Annotated in this window: 18 protein-coding genes; 6 read left to right on the top strand and 12 right to left on the bottom strand. The window is 60.2% G+C overall.

The annotated features are described in order from the left end of the window. The gene (gene lolB / locus GIW69_RS15580; RefSeq protein WP_236483577.1) at positions 1 to 618 is read right to left on the bottom strand and encodes a lipoprotein insertase outer membrane protein LolB; all 618 of its coding nucleotides are present in this window, start codon (positions 616 to 618) and stop codon (positions 1 to 3) included. Positions 619 to 621: 3 nt separating this feature from the next. Beyond that, positions 622 to 2,346 carry a tetratricopeptide repeat protein gene (locus tag GIW69_RS15575; RefSeq protein WP_236483576.1) on the bottom strand — a complete coding sequence of 575 codons (1,725 nt, stop codon included), beginning with the start codon at positions 2,344 to 2,346 and terminating at the stop codon, positions 622 to 624. A gap of 310 nt (positions 2,347 to 2,656) precedes the next feature. On the opposite strand from GIW69_RS15575, the gene hemA reads away from it, so the two are divergent. The 6 genes from hemA to GIW69_RS15545 all read left to right on the top strand — a co-directional run bounded on the left by hemA (position 2,657) and on the right by GIW69_RS15545 (position 8,018). Next, positions 2,657 to 3,943, top strand: coding sequence for a glutamyl-tRNA reductase (gene hemA, locus GIW69_RS15570; protein ID WP_236483575.1), 1,287 nt, complete (start codon positions 2,657 to 2,659; stop codon positions 3,941 to 3,943). Continuing rightward, the gene (gene prfA, locus GIW69_RS15565; protein WP_236483574.1) at positions 3,940 to 5,022 is read left to right on the top strand and encodes a peptide chain release factor 1; all 1,083 of its coding nucleotides are present in this window, start codon (positions 3,940 to 3,942) and stop codon (positions 5,020 to 5,022) included. The genes hemA and prfA overlap by 4 nt, the downstream gene beginning before the upstream one ends. Continuing rightward, complete coding sequence (gene prmC / locus GIW69_RS15560; RefSeq protein ID WP_236483573.1) at positions 5,023 to 5,853, top strand: peptide chain release factor N(5)-glutamine methyltransferase; 831 nt, start codon at positions 5,023 to 5,025, stop codon at positions 5,851 to 5,853. Then, on the top strand, positions 5,847 to 6,602 hold the full coding sequence (locus GIW69_RS15555; protein WP_236483571.1) for a molybdopterin-synthase adenylyltransferase MoeB: 756 nt from the start codon (positions 5,847 to 5,849) through the stop codon (positions 6,600 to 6,602). Before prmC ends, GIW69_RS15555 begins: the two co-directional genes overlap by 7 nt. Continuing rightward, on the top strand, positions 6,595 to 7,386 hold the full coding sequence (murI, locus tag GIW69_RS15550; protein ID WP_236483570.1) for a glutamate racemase: 792 nt from the start codon (positions 6,595 to 6,597) through the stop codon (positions 7,384 to 7,386). Before GIW69_RS15555 ends, murI begins: the two co-directional genes overlap by 8 nt. Before the next feature lie 113 nt (positions 7,387 to 7,499). Next, the gene (locus GIW69_RS15545; protein ID WP_236483569.1) at positions 7,500 to 8,018 is read left to right on the top strand and encodes an acyloxyacyl hydrolase; all 519 of its coding nucleotides are present in this window, start codon (positions 7,500 to 7,502) and stop codon (positions 8,016 to 8,018) included. A gap of 143 nt (positions 8,019 to 8,161) precedes the next feature. Here GIW69_RS15545 and GIW69_RS15540 read toward each other — a convergent pair whose 3' ends face one another. The 10 genes from GIW69_RS15540 to GIW69_RS15495 are packed head-to-tail and all read right to left on the bottom strand — an operon-like array spanning position 8,162 to position 16,894. After that, positions 8,162 to 8,467 carry a YkgJ family cysteine cluster protein gene (locus GIW69_RS15540; RefSeq protein ID WP_236483568.1) on the bottom strand — a complete coding sequence of 102 codons (306 nt, stop codon included), beginning with the start codon at positions 8,465 to 8,467 and terminating at the stop codon, positions 8,162 to 8,164. Positions 8,468 to 8,520: 53 nt separating this feature from the next. After that, entirely contained in the window at positions 8,521 to 9,024 is a 504-nt protein-coding gene (locus GIW69_RS15535) for a DUF2878 domain-containing protein (RefSeq protein WP_236483567.1), read from the bottom strand. Continuing rightward, the gene (locus tag GIW69_RS15530) at positions 9,017 to 10,288 is read right to left on the bottom strand and encodes an SAM-dependent methyltransferase (protein WP_236483566.1); all 1,272 of its coding nucleotides are present in this window, start codon (positions 10,286 to 10,288) and stop codon (positions 9,017 to 9,019) included. Before GIW69_RS15530 ends, GIW69_RS15535 begins: the two co-directional genes overlap by 8 nt. Continuing rightward, a complete protein-coding gene (locus tag GIW69_RS15525; protein WP_236483565.1) occupies positions 10,275 to 11,090 on the bottom strand; it encodes a DUF1365 domain-containing protein in 816 nt (271 codons plus the stop codon). The genes GIW69_RS15530 and GIW69_RS15525 overlap by 14 nt, the downstream gene beginning before the upstream one ends. Continuing rightward, positions 11,087 to 12,334, bottom strand: a complete 1,248-nt coding sequence (locus tag GIW69_RS15520) for an FAD-dependent oxidoreductase (RefSeq protein ID WP_236483564.1) — start codon at positions 12,332 to 12,334, stop codon at positions 11,087 to 11,089. The genes GIW69_RS15525 and GIW69_RS15520 overlap by 4 nt, the downstream gene beginning before the upstream one ends. Beyond that, positions 12,331 to 13,113 carry an SDR family NAD(P)-dependent oxidoreductase gene (locus GIW69_RS15515; protein WP_236483563.1) on the bottom strand — a complete coding sequence of 261 codons (783 nt, stop codon included), beginning with the start codon at positions 13,111 to 13,113 and terminating at the stop codon, positions 12,331 to 12,333. The genes GIW69_RS15520 and GIW69_RS15515 overlap by 4 nt, the downstream gene beginning before the upstream one ends. Beyond that, positions 13,110 to 13,532, bottom strand: coding sequence for a nuclear transport factor 2 family protein (locus GIW69_RS15510; protein ID WP_236483562.1), 423 nt, complete (start codon positions 13,530 to 13,532; stop codon positions 13,110 to 13,112). Before GIW69_RS15510 ends, GIW69_RS15515 begins: the two co-directional genes overlap by 4 nt. After that, entirely contained in the window at positions 13,525 to 14,970 is a 1,446-nt protein-coding gene (phrB, locus tag GIW69_RS15505; protein ID WP_236483608.1) for a deoxyribodipyrimidine photo-lyase, read from the bottom strand. The genes GIW69_RS15510 and phrB overlap by 8 nt, the downstream gene beginning before the upstream one ends. A gap of 20 nt (positions 14,971 to 14,990) precedes the next feature. Continuing rightward, positions 14,991 to 15,932, bottom strand: a complete 942-nt coding sequence (locus GIW69_RS15500; protein WP_236483561.1) for a MerR family transcriptional regulator — start codon at positions 15,930 to 15,932, stop codon at positions 14,991 to 14,993. Beyond that, positions 15,932 to 16,894 (bottom strand): DUF523 and DUF1722 domain-containing protein, encoded by a 963-nt coding sequence (locus GIW69_RS15495; RefSeq protein ID WP_236483560.1) that lies wholly within the window; start codon positions 16,892 to 16,894, stop codon positions 15,932 to 15,934. The genes GIW69_RS15500 and GIW69_RS15495 overlap by 1 nt, the downstream gene beginning before the upstream one ends. Between the last annotated feature and the right edge of the window lie 79 nt (positions 16,895 to 16,973).

Below are 16,973 nucleotides of genomic sequence, written 5' to 3'. Positions count from 1 at the left end.
TTACTGCCCCAATTTTCGCGGTTGCCAGGTCTTGATCACCAGTGTCACGTCCAGATCGGTGCCGTGCAGCTTGATGCGCTCGGGCAGCCAGTAGCCGTTTTGTTCGGCGTAACTGAGGTATTCAACCTGCCAGCCGTCCTGATCCAGATTGGACAGACGACTGTCGCCATCCAGAGTCAGGCGACTTTTGCTGTCTGGCGCCGGCAGCCCGCGAACCCACCAGGCGAGGTGCGAGACCGGCAGTTTCCAACCCAGTTGTTCTTCAAGCAGCGCTTCCGGGGTCGGTGCTTCGTAGCGGCCCTGGTTGGCCACCTCCAGCGAAACCTTGCCCGGGCGACCGGTCAGACGCGCCGCGCCACGCCCCAGTGGACCGGACAGCCGGATGTCGTAATAGCCCTGACGTTGCAGCCAGAACAACGTGCCACTGCCGGAATCTTTTGGCGCGCGGATGCCGATCTTACCGTCGATCTGCCAGCCGTCGAGGCCGCTCAGTTGTTCTTTGTGCTCGCGCCATTGGGCCGGACTGCCGTGGCCTTCGACCGATTCGCGAGCGCCGAAACCCGCACAACCGGCGAGCAGGGCGATAAAGCTGAAAACAATAACGTGGCGCAAAAACATGGCTTAAAGAGTCTCGGATCCGGTCAGGCGTTTAATGGTGCTGCGCAGAATTGGGCTGTCGGGCTGATCCTTGAGGAATTTGCCCCAGATTTGTTTGGCTTCGCGCTGGTTGCCTTTGGCCCACAGGACTTCACCCAGGTGCGCGGCGACTTCGTGGTCGGGGAAGCGCTCGAGCGCCTGACGCAGATATTTCTCGGCGTCATCCAGGTTGCCCATCCGGTAATTCACCCAGCCGAGGCTGTCGAGTACGGCCGGATCTTCCGGATTGATCTGGTGTGCTTGCTCGATCAGTGCCTTGGCTTCGGCGTAACGCGTGGTGCGATCGGACAAGGTGTAGCCGAGAGCATTAAGTGCCATGGCATTGTCCGGATCGCGCTTGATGATCAGGCGCAGGTCTTTTTCCATCTGCCCCAGATCATTACGTTTTTCCGCCTGCATCGCGCGGGTGTAAAGCAGGTTCAGATCATCCGGGTATTGCTGCAAGGCTTGTTCCATCACCTTCCAGGCCTTGTCGCCCTGATTGTTGGCAGACAGGGTTTCGGATTCGATGAGGAACAACTGGATCGCGTAATCCGGTTGTTCATCGCGTTGAGCGGCCAGTTTGCTTTGCGCCTCGGCGGTCTTGCCATTGTTTATCAGAATATCGGCCTGACGCAGTTGCGCCGGCAGATAGTCGTTGCCTGGGCCGACCTGGGCGTACTCAATGAGGGCGCCTTGCGGGTCATTGCGTTCTTCAGCGATGCGACCGAGGTTCAGGTGCGCCGAATCGACGTGGCTTTCGCGGGCGATCAAGTCTTCCAGATAACCTTTGGCCTCTTCCCAGGCTTTAGCTTCGAGGCAAACCAGCGCCAACGAATAACGCAACTCGTCGTCTTCCGGGTATTGCTGAACCAGGGTGGAGAACTCGACTTTGGCGTCCTCCATCCGATCCTGTTCGACCAGCATTCGCGCATACGTCAGGCGCAGACGCTTGTCGTCCGGGTATTTTTTGATGCTTTTTTGCAGCAGCGGCACGGCTTCGTCGCCACGGTTCACGCTTTGCAACAGGCGCGCGCGCAGGAGAATCGGCGCAATCTCGCCGTCTTCAGGTGGATTGTCTTCCAGCAGGGTCAGTGCGCCTTGGGTGTCACCGTCCTGTTGCATCAACAAGGCTTTGCCGAAAATCAGCTGATGATTGTTCGGGTGCCGTTGCAGCAAACGGTCGAAACTGGTCATCAGGCCGTTGCGGGTTTCCTGATCGGTGTCGGCGGCCGACAGCGCGAGGAAGTCGAAATGGGTGTCGCCCTTGCCCTGCAGGACTTTCTCCATATAGACCATGGAGTCGTCGTAACGCCCGGCGCGTGCCAGTTGAACGGCGGCGGCGCGTTGCGCTTCAAGGTCTTCTGGAGCGTTTTTCGCCCAGATCAGCGCGGTATCGAGGGCCGGTTGGTCGGCGCCCAGGTATTCGGCGATGCGGAACGCGCGCTCGGAGACACCCGGGTCCTGGGTGTTGATGGCCTGGGTCACGTAGTTGTCCAAGGCAATGTCGAAACGATTGCGCTGGCCAGCCAGTTCGGCGCTCAGCAGGCTGTAAACCGTTTCTTCGCTGAACGAGCTGTAGACCTTGGGCTTTTCAGGGGCCGGGGTTGTGTCTTCGACCGGCGGGGTGCCATCCGTCGAAACGGGTGCCAAGGCCTGGCAGCCGCTGAGGAAGGCTAAAGCAACGAGCAACGCGGAAGATCTATTCATATAGGACAAGGACGACTAACCTGCGGTCCGGGCATCATGACACAAGCCTTCGGTCAAACATAACCGCTCAGGCATTTAAGACTTTGACCCATTCCCACGTCGGAGCTGCCGCAGGCCGCGATCTTTAGTCTTTAAAAGGATGATCAAAAGATCTCGGCCTGCGGCAACTCCTATAGGGGGAATGTGTAAGTAAACGAGAATGGCTCTCGGCTCTCGGCACTTGCTACCGGGTCGATAGAGATCGAGGAGTTGTTCTCGATCTGACGAAGTAGGACAATTGCCGGCTTCACGTCACCACCAGCGACTTTGAATGGCCTTCCTTGCACTCGGTATTAACCACAAGACTGCTTCAGTAGACGTCCGCGAGCGCGTGGCCTTTACCCCTGAGCAGTTGGTTGAGGCTTTGCAGCAGCTCTGCCGACTCACCGACAGCCGCGAAGCTGCGATCCTCTCCACCTGCAATCGCAGTGAACTGTATATAGAACAGGATCAGCTCTCGGCGGAGATCGTGCTGCGCTGGCTGGCCGATTACCATCATTTGAGCCTCGACGAGCTGCGCGCGAGTGCTTATGTGCATAAAGATGATGCGGCAGTTCGTCACATGATGCGCGTCGCCTCCGGGCTCGATTCGCTGGTGCTCGGCGAGCCGCAGATTCTCGGCCAGATGAAGTCCGCCTACGCCGTTGCCCGCGAGGCCGGCACCGTCGGGCCGTTGCTGGGGCGTTTGTTCCAGGCGACGTTCAACGCCGCCAAACAAGTGCGCACCGACACGGCCATCGGTGAAAACCCGGTGTCCGTGGCGTTTGCCGCCGTCAGCCTGGCGAAACAGATTTTCAGCGACCTGCAACGCAGCCAGGCCTTGCTGATCGGCGCTGGCGAGACCATCACCCTGGTCGCCCGCCATCTGCATGAGCTGGGGGTCAAACGCATCGTCGTCGCCAACCGCACACTGGAGCGCGCCAGTCAGTTGGCCGAGCAGTTCGGTGCCCATGCGGTGTTGCTGTCGGACATTCCGGCCGAACTGGTGCGCAGCGATATCGTCATCAGTTCGACCGCCAGCCAGTTGCCAATCCTCGGCAAGGGCGCGGTGGAAAGTGCGTTGAAGCTGCGCAAGCACAAGCCGATTTTCATGGTCGACATCGCCGTGCCCCGGGATATCGAGCCGGAAGTCGGCGAACTCGACGACGTCTATCTGTACAGCGTCGACGATCTCCACGAAGTGGTCGCCGAGAACCTCAAGAGCCGCCAGGGTGCCGCTCAAGCTGCGGAGGAGATGGTTTCGGTCGGCGCCGACGATTTCATGGTGCGCCTGCGCGAACTGGCGGCGGTCGATGTGCTCAAGGCCTATCGTCAACAGAGCGAACGCCTGCGCGACGAAGAGCTGCAAAAGGCCCTGCGTCTGCTGGCCAACGGCGGCAACGCTGAAGACGTGCTCGGGCAACTGGCCCGTGGCCTGACCAATAAACTGTTGCACGCCCCGAGCGTGCAATTGAAAAAGCTTTCTGCCGAAGGCCGCCTCGATGCGCTGGCCATGGCCCAGGAACTCTTTGCCCTCGAGGGCTCATCGGATAGCTTTTCGGATAAAAAAACGCAATGAAAGCGTCACTGCTCAATAAGCTGGACATCCTCCAGGATCGTTTCGAGGAACTGACCGCGTTGCTTGGCGACGGCGAAGTCATTTCCGATCAGGTCAGGTTCCGCGCCTATTCCAAGGAATACGCCGAACTCGAGCCGGTGGTCGAAGCCTATAAACAGTTGCTCAAGACCCAGGCCGATCTTGAAGGCGCCCAGGCGCTGCTCAAGGACAGCGACCCGGACATGCGCGAAATGGCCGTGGAAGAAGTCCGCGAGACCAAAGAGCAACTGATCGAACTGGAAGCCAACCTGCAACGCATGTTGCTGCCCAAGGATCCGAATGACAGCCGCAACGTCTTTCTCGAAATTCGCGCCGGCACCGGTGGCGACGAGGCGGCGATATTCTCCGGCGATCTGTTCCGCATGTACTCGCGTTACGCCGAGCGACGTGGCTGGCGCGTGGAGATTCTTTCGGAAAACGAAGGCGAACACGGGGGCTATAAAGAAGTTATCGCCCGCATTGAAGGCGACAACGTTTACGGCAAGCTGAAATTCGAATCCGGCGCGCACCGCGTACAGCGTGTACCCGCCACCGAATCCCAGGGCCGCATCCACACGTCGGCCTGCACCGTGGCAGTGTTGCCCGAGCCGGACGAGCGGGAAGCCATCGAGATCAACCCGGCGGATTTGCGCGTCGACACTTACCGCTCCTCCGGAGCCGGTGGTCAGCACGTCAACACGACCGACTCGGCGATCCGCATCACCCACATACCGACCGGCACCGTCGTCGAGTGCCAGGAAGAGCGTTCCCAGCACAAAAACCGTGCGCGGGCGATGTCATGGCTGTCGGCGAAGCTCAACGACCAGCAAACCGCCGCCGCCGCAAACGCCATTGCCAGCGAGCGCAAATTGCTGGTCGGTTCCGGTGACCGTTCCGAACGCATTCGCACGTATAACTTTGCCCAGGGCCGGGTGACGGACCATCGCGTCAACCTGACCCTCTATTCCCTCGACGAAATCCTCGCCGGCGGTGTTGATGCCGTGATCGAGCCGCTGTTGGCCGAATACCAGGCCGACCAGCTCGCAGCGATAGGTGAGTAAATGACCATCATTGCCAGTCTGTTGCGCGCCGCCGAATTGCCGGACTCGCCCACCGCACGCCTGGATGCCGAATTACTCCTCGCGGCGGCGCTGGGCAAGTCACGCAGTTTTCTTCACACCTGGCCCGAGCGCATCGTGCCGAGCGAAGCCGCGTTGACGTTTGCCGCGTACCTGCAACGGCGTCGCGGCGGCGAACCGGTGGCGTACATCCTCGGCCAGCAAGGTTTCTGGAAACTCGATCTGGAAGTCGCGCCGCACACACTGATTCCGCGTCCCGACACCGAACTGCTGGTGGAAGCCGCGCTGGAATTGCTGCCCGCGACGCCGGCCAATGTTCTCGACCTCGGCACCGGCAGTGGCGCGATTGCCCTGGCCCTGGCCAGCGAGCGTCCGGCGTGGCAAGTCACCGCCGTGGATCGCGTGCTCGAAGCCGTGGCGCTTGCCGAACGCAACCGCCAGCGCCTGCATTTGAACAACGCCACGGTGCTGAGCAGCCACTGGTTCAGCGCCCTCGAAGGCCAGCGTTTTCAATTGATCATTAGCAACCCGCCGTACATTGCTGCCAGCGATCCGCACCTGGCCGAAGGTGACGTGCGCTTCGAACCGGCCAGCGCTCTGGTAGCGGGCGCCGATGGCCTCGACGATCTTCGTCTGATCGTCGATCAGGCGCCGGAGCATCTTGAGGCCGGCGGCTGGTTGATGCTCGAACACGGCTTCGATCAGGCCGAGGCCGTGCGCGATCTGTTGCTGAGTCGTGGTTTCGAAGAAGTCCACAGCCGCACCGATCTGGGCGGCCATCAACGGATCAGTCTGGGGCGCCTGCCGTGCTGAATGATCAGGAATTGTTGCGCTACAGTCGGCAGATATTGCTGCAACACGTCGACATCGACGGCCAGTTGAAGCTCAAGGACAGCCGGGTGTTGATCGTCGGCCTCGGCGGTCTCGGTGCGCCGGTCGCGTTGTACCTGGCGGCGGCGGGCGTCGGCGAATTGCATCTGGCGGATTTCGACACGGTCGACCTGACCAACCTGCAACGCCAGATCATCCACGACACTGACAGCGTCGGCCTGAGCAAAGTCGATTCGGCGCTCAAGCGTCTCGGCGCGATCAATCCTGAGATCAAGTACGTCGCCCATCGTCAGGCGCTGGATGAGGACTCTCTCGCCGCAGCCGTGGCGGCGGTGGATCTGGTGCTCGACTGCTCGGACAATTTCTCCACGCGCGAAGCGGTCAACGCGGCGTGCGTGGCTGGCAAAAAACCGCTGGTCAGCGGTGCGGCGATCCGCCTCGAAGGACAGTTGTCGGTGTTCGATCCGCGCCGCGCCGAGAGCCCGTGCTATCACTGTTTGTACGGTCACGGCAGCGAAGCCGAACTGACGTGCAGCGAGGCCGGTGTGGTCGGGCCTTTGGTCGGACTGGTCGGAAGCTTGCAGGCACTGGAAGCATTAAAAGTGCTGGTTGGATTCGGCGAGCCGCTGGTAGGTCGGTTGCTGTTGATCGATGCCCTGGGGTCGCGTTTCCGCGAATTGCGGGTCAAGCGTGATCCGGGTTGCAGCGTGTGCGGATCGCACCATGCGTGAAGCGCCCATCGGCGTGTTCGATTCCGGCGTCGGCGGCTTGTCGGTATTGGCGGAAATCCAGCGATTGCTGCCCAACGAATCGCTGCTCTATGTCGCCGATTGCGGGCACATTCCTTATGGCGAGAAAACCGCAGAGTTCATCCGCCAGCGTTGCAGCGTGATGGCCGGGTTTTTCCGCGAGCAGGGCGCCAAGGCGCTGGTGCTCGCATGCAACACCGCGACGGTGGCCGGCGTCGCTGACCTGCGGCGTGATTATCCGGACTGGCCGATTGTCGGCATGGAACCGGCGGTCAAACCGGCCGCCGCTGCCACTCGCAGCGGCGTGGTCGGCGTGCTCGCCACCACCGGCACCTTGCAGAGCGCCAAATTTGCCGCGTTGCTCGACCGTTTCGCCAGCGATGTGCGCGTCATCACTCAGCCTTGCCCCGGCCTTGTGGAGCTGATCGAAAGTGGCGATCTGCACAGCCCCGCGTTGCGCCAATTGCTGCAAAGCTACGTCGAGCCACTGCTTGCCCATGGTTGCGACACGATTATCCTCGGCTGCACCCACTATCCGTTTCTCAAACCCCTGCTGAAAGCGATGCTCCCCGACAGCATCAGCCTGATCGACACCGGGGCCGCCGTCGCGCGCCAACTTCAGCGCTTGCTGGCCGAGCGCGATCTGCTCGCGCCAGGCCCGCACCGGCCCGCCCGGTTCTGGACCAGCGGTGATCCACAGCACTTCAAAAGTGTTTTGCCACAGCTATGGAATGCGTCGGGCGAAGTGAAAAACTTCGATTTGTAAAAAAAGTGTGAAATATCTGAAGAATTGTCTGAACTTCTGATTAAGCGCCGATTTCTATAGCGACAAGCAACACCTAAAAAAACCATACGAACTGTTCGGAAAGGATGTTTCTAGTGAAGCGACTATTCTGCTTGGCCGCGATTGCGGCTGCATTGATGGGGCAAAGTCTGGCAGCGCAAGCCGCTGGTGTTGAGTTCGCGGTCGGGGCGACCAGCGATTCAACGATGACATATCGATTGGGGATGAATTTCGACTGGGACAAGAGCTGGCTGCAAAGCGATGTCGGTCGCCTGACCGGTTACTGGAGCGGCGCCTACACCTATTGGGAAGGTGACAAAACGTCCAGCAACAACAGTTTGTCGTTCTCGCCAGTGTTCGTTTATGAGTTTGCCGGTCAGTCGGTGAAACCGTATATCGAGGCGGGGATTGGTGTTGCATTGTTCTCCAACACCGAATACGAAGACAACAACATTGGCGGCGCTTTTCAATTCGAAGATCGTCTGGGTTTCGGCCTGCGTTTCAATGGCGGACATGAAGTCGGCATCCGTGCCACGCACTACTCCAACGCCGGTCTTAGCAGTGATAACGACGGCGTAGAAAGTTACTCGCTGCATTACACGATGCCGTTGTAATCCAGGATTTGACTGACCATGCTTTTCCTTTGTGGGAGCGATCCTGCTCGCGAAGACGGTAAGACATTCAGCACAACTGCTGACTGATCTACCGCTTGCGCGAGCAGGCTCGCTCCCACAGTTGTTATGCACCGCTATCGAATTCAACGATACGCCGTGGCAATTCCCTGGCGTTCTTCAATGCATTCCGGCCCGCCCATTTCGAATTCGCGGCAGATCAGCGGGCGTTTTTCGTAGATCGTGCACATCATGCTGTCGCGATCCAGCGCCGCGCACCAGCCATCGTCCAGACGCAGCATGACTTCGCCACCCCACTCATCGGTATCGATAAAGCGCTCAGGCACGCCGGTGTCGGTGATCAGCATCACTTCGAGTTGGCAGCAGCAGGCTGCGCAGGTCGAACAGGTGACCGCAGGCTCGGTGATTTGCTGGTGGGGAATGGTTTTCATGGCCGGCAGTGTAAGGCAGCGGCCGGCAACTGTGTGAAAGGCCTGACGGACGCCTATTCGGCAGCCACACCGCTCAGCCGGCTGGACATGTAATGCAGCAACGGAAACAGCGCCATCCACAATAGGCCGATGCCGATCAGCGTCGGTACTTCGCCGTAGGGAAATTGCACCCCGGCCAGTCGTCCGCCCGCGTAATACGACAGCCCGCCACCCACGGCGCCGAGCAGTGCCGCCAGCCACCACGGCCGCGCCGACCATTGCAAACAATGGCGCAATGTCGTGGCGAGCAATGCCCATAGCAACATCAGCCACAGGGGAATGAGTGGCGACGAGTCCTGGAATTCAAACACACCCGCCGCGCGCAGCAGGCTGTCCACCGCCGTGCCGAGGATGACCACGCTGAGCATCAGCCGACCTTCCATCGCCCAACTGCTGATCCAGCAAAAATGAATCACCAGAATGCCCAGCGCTACCAGCAACCATGGGCTGTTGCCACCCAATACGCAGGCCAGCCAGCCAAGCTGGAACATCAGCGCATTGGCCAGGCGTTTAAGCATCGAAGCGTCCCAGCAACGGTGCAGGCATGGCTGACGGTTTGGCCAGCACCAACTGCGCAGTGCCGATGGTGCGTTCGAGGAAGCCCCCCTCGCAGTAGCACAGGTAAAACTCCCACAGTCGCAGGAAATAAACGTCGTAGCCCAGCTCGCTCAAACGGCCATGAGCCTGGCGAAAATTCTCATGCCACAGGCGCAAGGTTCGCGCGTAATGCAGGCCGAAGTCTTCCATGTGCAGCAGGTTCATATCGGTGTCGCGGCTGACCACTTCGAGAATTTTCTGCACGCTGGGCAGGGCGCCGCCGGGGAAGATGTAGCGCTGGATGAAATCGACGCTGCGTCGCGCCTGTTCATAGCGCTGATCGCGGATGGTGATCGCCTGCAACAGCATCAGCCCGTTGCTCTTGAGCAGGTGCGCGCACTGCTTGAAATAAGTGGGCAGAAAACGATGGCCGACCGCTTCGATCATTTCGATCGACACCAGTTTGTCGTACTGGCCGGTGAGGTCGCGGTAGTCCTTGAGCAGCAGCGTGACTTGATCCTGCAAACCGAGCTGTTCGATGCGCTTTGCGGTGAACGCGTACTGCTCTTTCGACAGCGTTGTGGTGGTCACGCGACAGCCGTAATGCTGCGCGGCATACAGCGCCATGCTGCCCCAGCCGGTGCCGATTTCCAGCAAGTGATCCTCGGGTTTTAGTGCGAGTTTCTGGCAGATCCGCTCCAGTTTGTTCAACTGTGCCTGTTCCAGGCTGTCGTCGGGACTGAGGAACTGCGCCGCCGAATACATCATGGTCGGGTCGAGAAACTGTTCGAACAGCTCGTTGCCGAGGTCGTAATGGGCCGCAATGTTTTTCTGCGAGCCTTTGCGCGTGTTGCGGTTGAGCCAGTGCAGGCCTTGCACGAACGGCCGGCCGAGTTTTGCCAGGCCGCCCTCCATCGCATCGAGCACGTCGAGGTTGCTGACGAATACGCGAACCACAGCCGTCAGATCCGGCGAACTCCAATAGCCGTGAATGAAGGCTTCACCCGCACCGATCGACCCACTGCTGGCGACCATGCCCCAGGTCGCTGAATCGAGGACGTGAATCTCGCCGACCAGCGGACTGCCGGCGGCGCCGAACAAGTGCCGTTCGCCATTCTCGATCACCAACAGTTGCCCCTGTTTGAGGTGCGCCAACTGCCGTAACACGCCACGGCGCAGCAGCGATCCGCCGAGACCGTTGGTGCCGATCGTATTGGCTTTGGCGGTAACGCTAGTGGATTTCATGGCGGCGCTCCTTGGGTGGCACGGTGGCGGTTTGAAAGCGACCATCGGCGGGCTGATGGGCAACGAGGGGAATGCGTTTGAAAAACAGGCGCAGGGCTTGCCAATAAATCGCCAGAGCGGTTTTTGCGGTCATCCACGGGAAGCGCCGCAGATACCGATGCAGGCTGGCGCGGTCGAGATCCTCGCGATGCAGATTGAGGGTGGCGTCGAACAGTTTTTCTTCACCCTGCCAGTCCGCCATGTGCACGCCGAGCGTGCGGGCGGCGGGGCTGAAACTCATGCGGTATTGCAGATCCCGAGGCAGGAACGGCGACACATGAAACGCCTTGGCTACGGCAAAATGCTGATGGAAATCGTGCAGATCCACTGGCCGTGTCGCAGGCAGCACATAGTGATAACGTTCGCGCCACGGCGTATTGGTGACTTCGCACAGAATCGCGGCCAGTTGACCGTCGGCTTCATGGCAATAAAAGAAACTGACCGGGTTAAACGCCAGCCCCCAGCTGCGTGCCTGGGTCAGCAGGCAGATCGAGCCGGCGGGCTCGTGGCCCAGCGCCTCGCCGACTTGCTGGCGCACCGCGTCGATCAACCGAATTCCGCGACTGGTGAAGTCTTTGAGGTAATCGGTTTCGCGAAACGAAAATGGCGCGAAGCGACTGCTCCCCGCCAGTGAGGACAGCCCCAGCACCGCATCCTGTTCCGCCAGATCGAGGTACAGAAGCCCGATCCGGTAGCGGAATTCATGACGTTTCGGGACAAATCGCCGATGGGCAATCCAGCCGGTGTAGAGCGCGCTGTTCACAGGCTTTCTCCAAACGCGGCGCCCACACGCAGCGCGCTGACCACGCCGTCTTCATGGAAACCGTTGGCCCAGTAAGCGCCGCAAAAATGGGTGTTCTGCTCACCATCGATTTGCGCCCAGCACTTTTGCGCGGCCACGGCCTCAAGGCTGAATTGCGGATGGGCGTAAGTGTATTTGGCGAGCACCTTGGACGGGCTGATGCCGGCGCTCTGATTGAGACTGACGCAGAACGTAGTGTCGCTGCGAATGCCTTGCAGGATGTTCATGTCGTAGGTGACGGCGGCGTGAGTGTGTCCGGCGCCGTTGAGGCGGAAATTCCAGCTCGCCCACGCCGCTTTGCGTGAAGGCAGCAACGCGGTGTCGGTGTGCAGCACCACTTCGTTGTCGGCATAGGGCAGGGCGCCGAGAATCGCCTGTTCTGCGCGGCTCGGTGCGGCCAGCAGTTTCAAGGCCTGATCGCTGTGGCAGGCGAAAACCACTTTGTCGAAGCGCTCGATGCCGGCGGGGCTGTGGATAACGATGCCATGGTCGTCACGATCAACCCGGCTCACCGCGCAATTAAGGCGGATCTTGTCCTTGAAAGAGGCGCTCAGTGGCGCGACATAAGCGCTCGATCCGCCCTCGATCACACGCCATTGCGGGCGATTGCTGACCGACAACAAACCGTGGTTCTTGAAAAAACGCACGAAGAACTCAAGCGGGAATTTCAACATCTCGGCCATTGGCATCGACCAGATCGCGGCGCCCATCGGCACGATGTAATGCAGGATGAAGCGCTCGCCATAACCGCCGGCCTTCAGGTAATCGTCCAGAGTCGTGTCGGCGGCGATGCGCTGCTCGGCGAGATCGCGCAGGGCGTTTTTGTTGAAGCGCAGAATGTCCTTCAACATGCCCCAGAATCCCGGCGAGAACAGATTGCTGCGTTGGGCGAACAGGCTGTTGAGGTTGTTGCCGTTGTATTCCAGGCCGGTTTGCGGATCGGTCACCGAGAAGCTCATTTCGGTGGGCTTGAACGCGACGCCGAGCTGGCCGAGCAGGCGGATGAAGTTTGGATACGTCCAGTCATTGAACACGATGAATCCGGTGTCCACGGCGTAGTCGCGACCGTCCACGGTGACATTCACTGTGTGCGTGTGGCCGCCGACCCAGTCGCTGGCCTCGAACACTGTGACGTCGTGTCGACGGTTGAGCAGATAGGTGCAGGTCAGCCCTGAAATTCCGCTGCCGACAATGGCGATTTTCATGGCGTATCCCGCAGCGGTGGCGGGCGGCGCACCATGCGCTTGCCAACGGCCAGTTGCACCCGCGCCGGCAGCTTCGACAGTGGCCACAGCGCGGCCATGAACAGCGCTGGAAAAGCGATTTCCAGAGGCCGATCCTTGAGCTTGTGGAAAATGTGCCGCGCCGCTTTATCCGCCGGCCAGCTCAGAGGCATGGGGAAATCATTCTTGGCGGTCAGTGGTGTATCGACAAATCCGGGGCTGACCACGGTGACTTCGATGCCTTCGTCTGCCAGGTCGATGCGCAACGATTCGAACAGATAACGCAAACCCGCTTTCGAAGCACCATAGGCCTCGGCCCGGGGCAGCGGCACGTACGTTACCGAGCTGGCCACGCCGACCAGATGCGGCGCGATACCGGCCCGCAGCAACGGCAGCGCGGCTTCGATGCAATAACTGCTGGCGAGCAGGTTAGTGCGAACCACATGCTCGATGATTGACGCATCAAACTGGCGGGCATCGATGTATTCGCATGTCCCTGCGTTGAGAATGACGGTGTCCAGCGAGCCCCAGACTTCGCGGATCTGTTCGCCGATTTCACGCACGGTCTGGCTGTTGGTCAAATCCCCCGGCACCACCAGGACTTGCCCCGGATAGCGTTGGGACAACACTTTGAGTGGCGCTGTTTGCCGGGAGCTCACCGCCAGGTGCGCGCCGCTTTTGAGAATTTCTTCAGCCAGAGCCGCGCCGATGCCACTGCTGGCGCCGGTCAGCCAATATCGCCTTGGAGCAGTACGACTCATCCCATTCTCCTTTTCAGCCAGGCGATAACCCGGCCCAACACGGGTAAATGTTCATAAAGCAGCGCCCCGGCATCGAAGTAGTCCCGGTGGCGATAAACCTTGTCGCGCCACAGCAAGTGCGAGCACCCGCTGACGTGAATCAGCCGCCCGGCCGCCAGGCGTGGATGGCGGTAGGTCATGACCCAGCGCAGATACCCTTCGCCCTCGCCGGTCTGGTCGACGCCGTGGAAATCGAAACGCAATTCGCTGACGTTGGCGTAGAGCTCGCCGAAGTAATCGCGCAACTGCGCCAGGCCCTGCACTTCATGCAGCGGATCAGTGAAATGAATGTCCTCGCTGTACAGCTCGGCCAGGCGGTGCAGGTTGTTGTGATCCAGCTCGGCGAACTGCCGGGCGAAGCGGCGCAGGAATTCACTCATCGCCGTCTCCGGTTGATTGGCGTGACGGCAGATTCTTGAACGCGGCCAGTGCCCGTTCTCGCGAGGCGCTCAGATTGACAATCGGCGATGGATAATCCGCCGCGCCGAACAAGTCGTCGCCCGTCGCCGGGCTGTGTACTTGTTTCTTGTTCAACCTCGCCAGTTGCGGCAGCCACTGTTTGAGAAATACACCTTCGCTGTCGAACTTCTGTGACTGGCTGATCGGATTGAAAATGCGGAAGTAGGGCGCCGAGTCGGTGCCGGTGGACGCACTCCATTGCCAGCCGCCGTTGTTCGCTGCGAGGTCGCCATCGATCAAATGACGCATGAAAAAGCGCTCGCCTTCGCGCCAGTCGATCAGCAGGTTTTTGGTCAGGAACATCGCCACGATCATGCGCAGGCGATTGTGCATCCAACCGGTTTCGACCAGTTGGCGCATGGCTGCGTCGATGATCGGCAATCCGGTGCGGGCCTCTTGCCAGGCTTTGAGATCGTCCGGCGCGTCACGCCATTGCAGGGCTTCGGTTTCCGGGCGGAAAGCACGGCTGCGAGAAACCCTCGGGTAACCGACCAGAATGTGTTTATAAAACTCGCGCCAGAGCAGTTCGTTGATCCAGGTTACGGCGCCGACCAGGCCGCTTTCGAATTCGCCCTGATTGCTTTGCAGCGCGGCGTGCAGGCATTGGCGTGGCGAGATAACCCCGGCGGCCAGGTATGCGGACAGTTGACTGGTGCCGGGTTTGGCCGGGAAGTCGCGTTCGCTTTCGTAGTACTCGATTTGCGCATCGGTAAAGGTGTCGAGGCGGCGCCGTGCTTCTTTCTCACCGGCCGGCCACAGGGCGCGCAGGGCGTCGCCGGGCACTGGAAAGCCTTTCACGCTGGTGGGCACCGGATCGCTGGCGATATGCAGCGCCGCTTGCTTTGAGGGTGCACGAACCACGCTCGGCATGGAACGGTGCAGGCGCTCGTAACAGACTTTGCGGAACTGGCTGAACACCTTGAAATACGTGCCGGTTTTGGTCAACACAGTGCCGGGTTTGAACAGCAACTGATCCAGATGACTGAAGAACCCGATGCCTTCGGCCTGCAACGCTTCGGCCACCGCCGCATCGCGACGGCTTTCGTTGACGCCGTATTCTTCGTTGACATGCACCGCGTCGATCTTCAGCTCCTGACAGAGCTTGCGCAGCACCTGTGGCGCCTCATCCCAATGAGGGGCGCTGCGGATCAGCGACGGGATGTTGAGGTCGGCGAGGCTTTTGCTCAGCTCGTCCACGTTGCGCAGCCAGAAGTCGATCTTGCACGGCGCATCGTCGTGCGCCTGCCATTGCAGCGGGGTCAGCAGATACACCGCCACGGTCGGGCCACGCTCGGCGGCGGCGCTCAGGGCGGTGTTGTCGTGCAGTCGCAAGTCGCTGCGCAGCCAGATCAGTTGCATGGAGGCGTCCGTACGGTTCATCAAATCAATCCACGCTCGATCAAGCCTTGATGCGCCGCCAAAGGATCTTCGGCCAGGAACAAATCAGCGATCTCGGCAGTTCTGACGGACAACTCGGCGTGATGGATGGAGACCGTCGATCCGACGATCATTTTTGGGCAATTGACGCCATTCAACAGTTTCGGCAATTGGACGACGTTCATGGCTTTGCTGGAGTACAGCAGCACGCCTCGGGCTTGCAAGTGATCGACCGCCAGGGAGAGTTCACCGGAGGGCAGCGGCCAGTCGAAAACTTCCACGGGGCAATCGGCGCTACTGATCAGCCATGCGGTCAGCCACAAGCGCGGTTCCAGCGGTAGATCCGACTGGTTGATCAGCACCCACGGCGCACTGCGCAACTGGCGATTGTTATGGTAGATGCGCGCGCCGAATTTGCTACGCAGCCAGGAATAAAAGAAGCCGCGTTCCATCTGCGCGCCAAACTGGCCTTGCCAGCGTTGCTCCAGTTGCGCGAGCAGGGGCATCAGCAACTGCTCGCACAGTGTGCGCGGCGGATACAACGCCATCGCCTGATTGACGGCGTCATCAAGGTTGCGCTCATTGAGTACGGTGACGGCTTGCAGCAACGTCTGACGCAGCGTCTGCCAGTCATTCTCGACGGCGCTGGTCACCGGTTGCGGGGTGTCGAGCAATTGCTTGACCTGACTCACCGCCACGCCCCGGTTGAGCCAGGTCAGGATCGAGTGGATGCGCTGGACGTGTTCGGCCGAAAACAGCCGATGGCCCTTGGGGGTGCGTTGCGGCACGATCAGGCCGTAACGCCGTTCCCAGGCGCGCAGGGTGACGGCGTTGACGCCGGTCTGGCGCGCCACCTCGCGAATGGGCAGCCAGCCTTCGTCGAGCGCTTTCTTGAAATCGGCGCCAAGGTCTTCCCGGGCGCTGCTGTCGAGTTTGTCGTTCATTAAATGGCGTTTCGCAGGCTGAGATTTTCCGGGTGCGGTTGCAGGTAAACCTGTTGCGCGATGTAAGGATCAGGGTGTTGGCGAAAGTGATGCTTGAGCAGCGTCAAGGGCACCACCAGCGGCACGACGCCGCGCAGGTACTGGCCGATGACGTGCTGCATTTCCTTTTTGTCCTCGGCGCTGATCGCACGTTTTAAATATCCGCTGATGTGCTGCAAGACATTGGTGTGGGTACGACGGGTCGCGCATTTTTTCAACGCGGCCATCAATTCGCTGAAGTAGCGCGGGCCGAGTTCCTGCGGATCGCTGTCACCCATGTTGCCCAGCAGTTTGCCCAGCGCTCTGTATTGCTCGGGGTTGTGGGCCATCAGCAAATATTTGTGGCGCGAGTGAAACTCGGTCAGGGCGCGGCGGCTCAGGCCTTGTTCGAGGACGTGTTGCCATTCGCTGTAGGCGAACACACGGGTGAGGAAGTTTTCCCGCAGCACCGGGTCATTCAATCGACCGGCTTCTTCCACTGGCAAGTCGGGGTGTTCGGCACAGAAGGCCTGAGCGTAAATTCCGCGTCCACCACCGTTCACCGGTGCGCCGTTGGCGTGATAGACCTTCACCCGCTCCAGGCCGCAGGACGGTGATTGCTGCATGAAGATGTAGCCGCAGATGTCGTTCAGTTCTGCCGCCATTTGCTGACCGTATTCGGTGAGCGGCCCGGTGACGTTGATCTCGCGGTTAACCGTGCCGACGGCTTCGGGGTGATCGGCATCGCCCACCAGACGGATCGGCTCGCGAGGCGTGCCCAGACCGATCGCGACTTCCGGGCAAACAGGTGTGAAATCGAAATAGTCACTGAGGGTGCGGCTGCACAGGCGCGATTCCTTGTGACCGCCGTTGTAGCGCACTTCGGCACCCAGCAGGCAAGCGCTGATGGCGATTTTCGGGCGTAGCGAGGAACGATCAGACATGACAAAAACCTCGAATCTGAACCTGTACAGAAAGCTAGTTCTGTACAACATTCGCTTAGCATAGATTCAAGGCTGTACA

Source organism: Pseudomonas syringae (assembly GCF_021605415.1).
Taxonomy (GTDB): domain Bacteria; phylum Pseudomonadota; class Gammaproteobacteria; order Pseudomonadales; family Pseudomonadaceae; genus Aquipseudomonas; species Aquipseudomonas syringae_S.
This window is presented reverse-complemented; position numbering and strand designations above follow the sequence as displayed.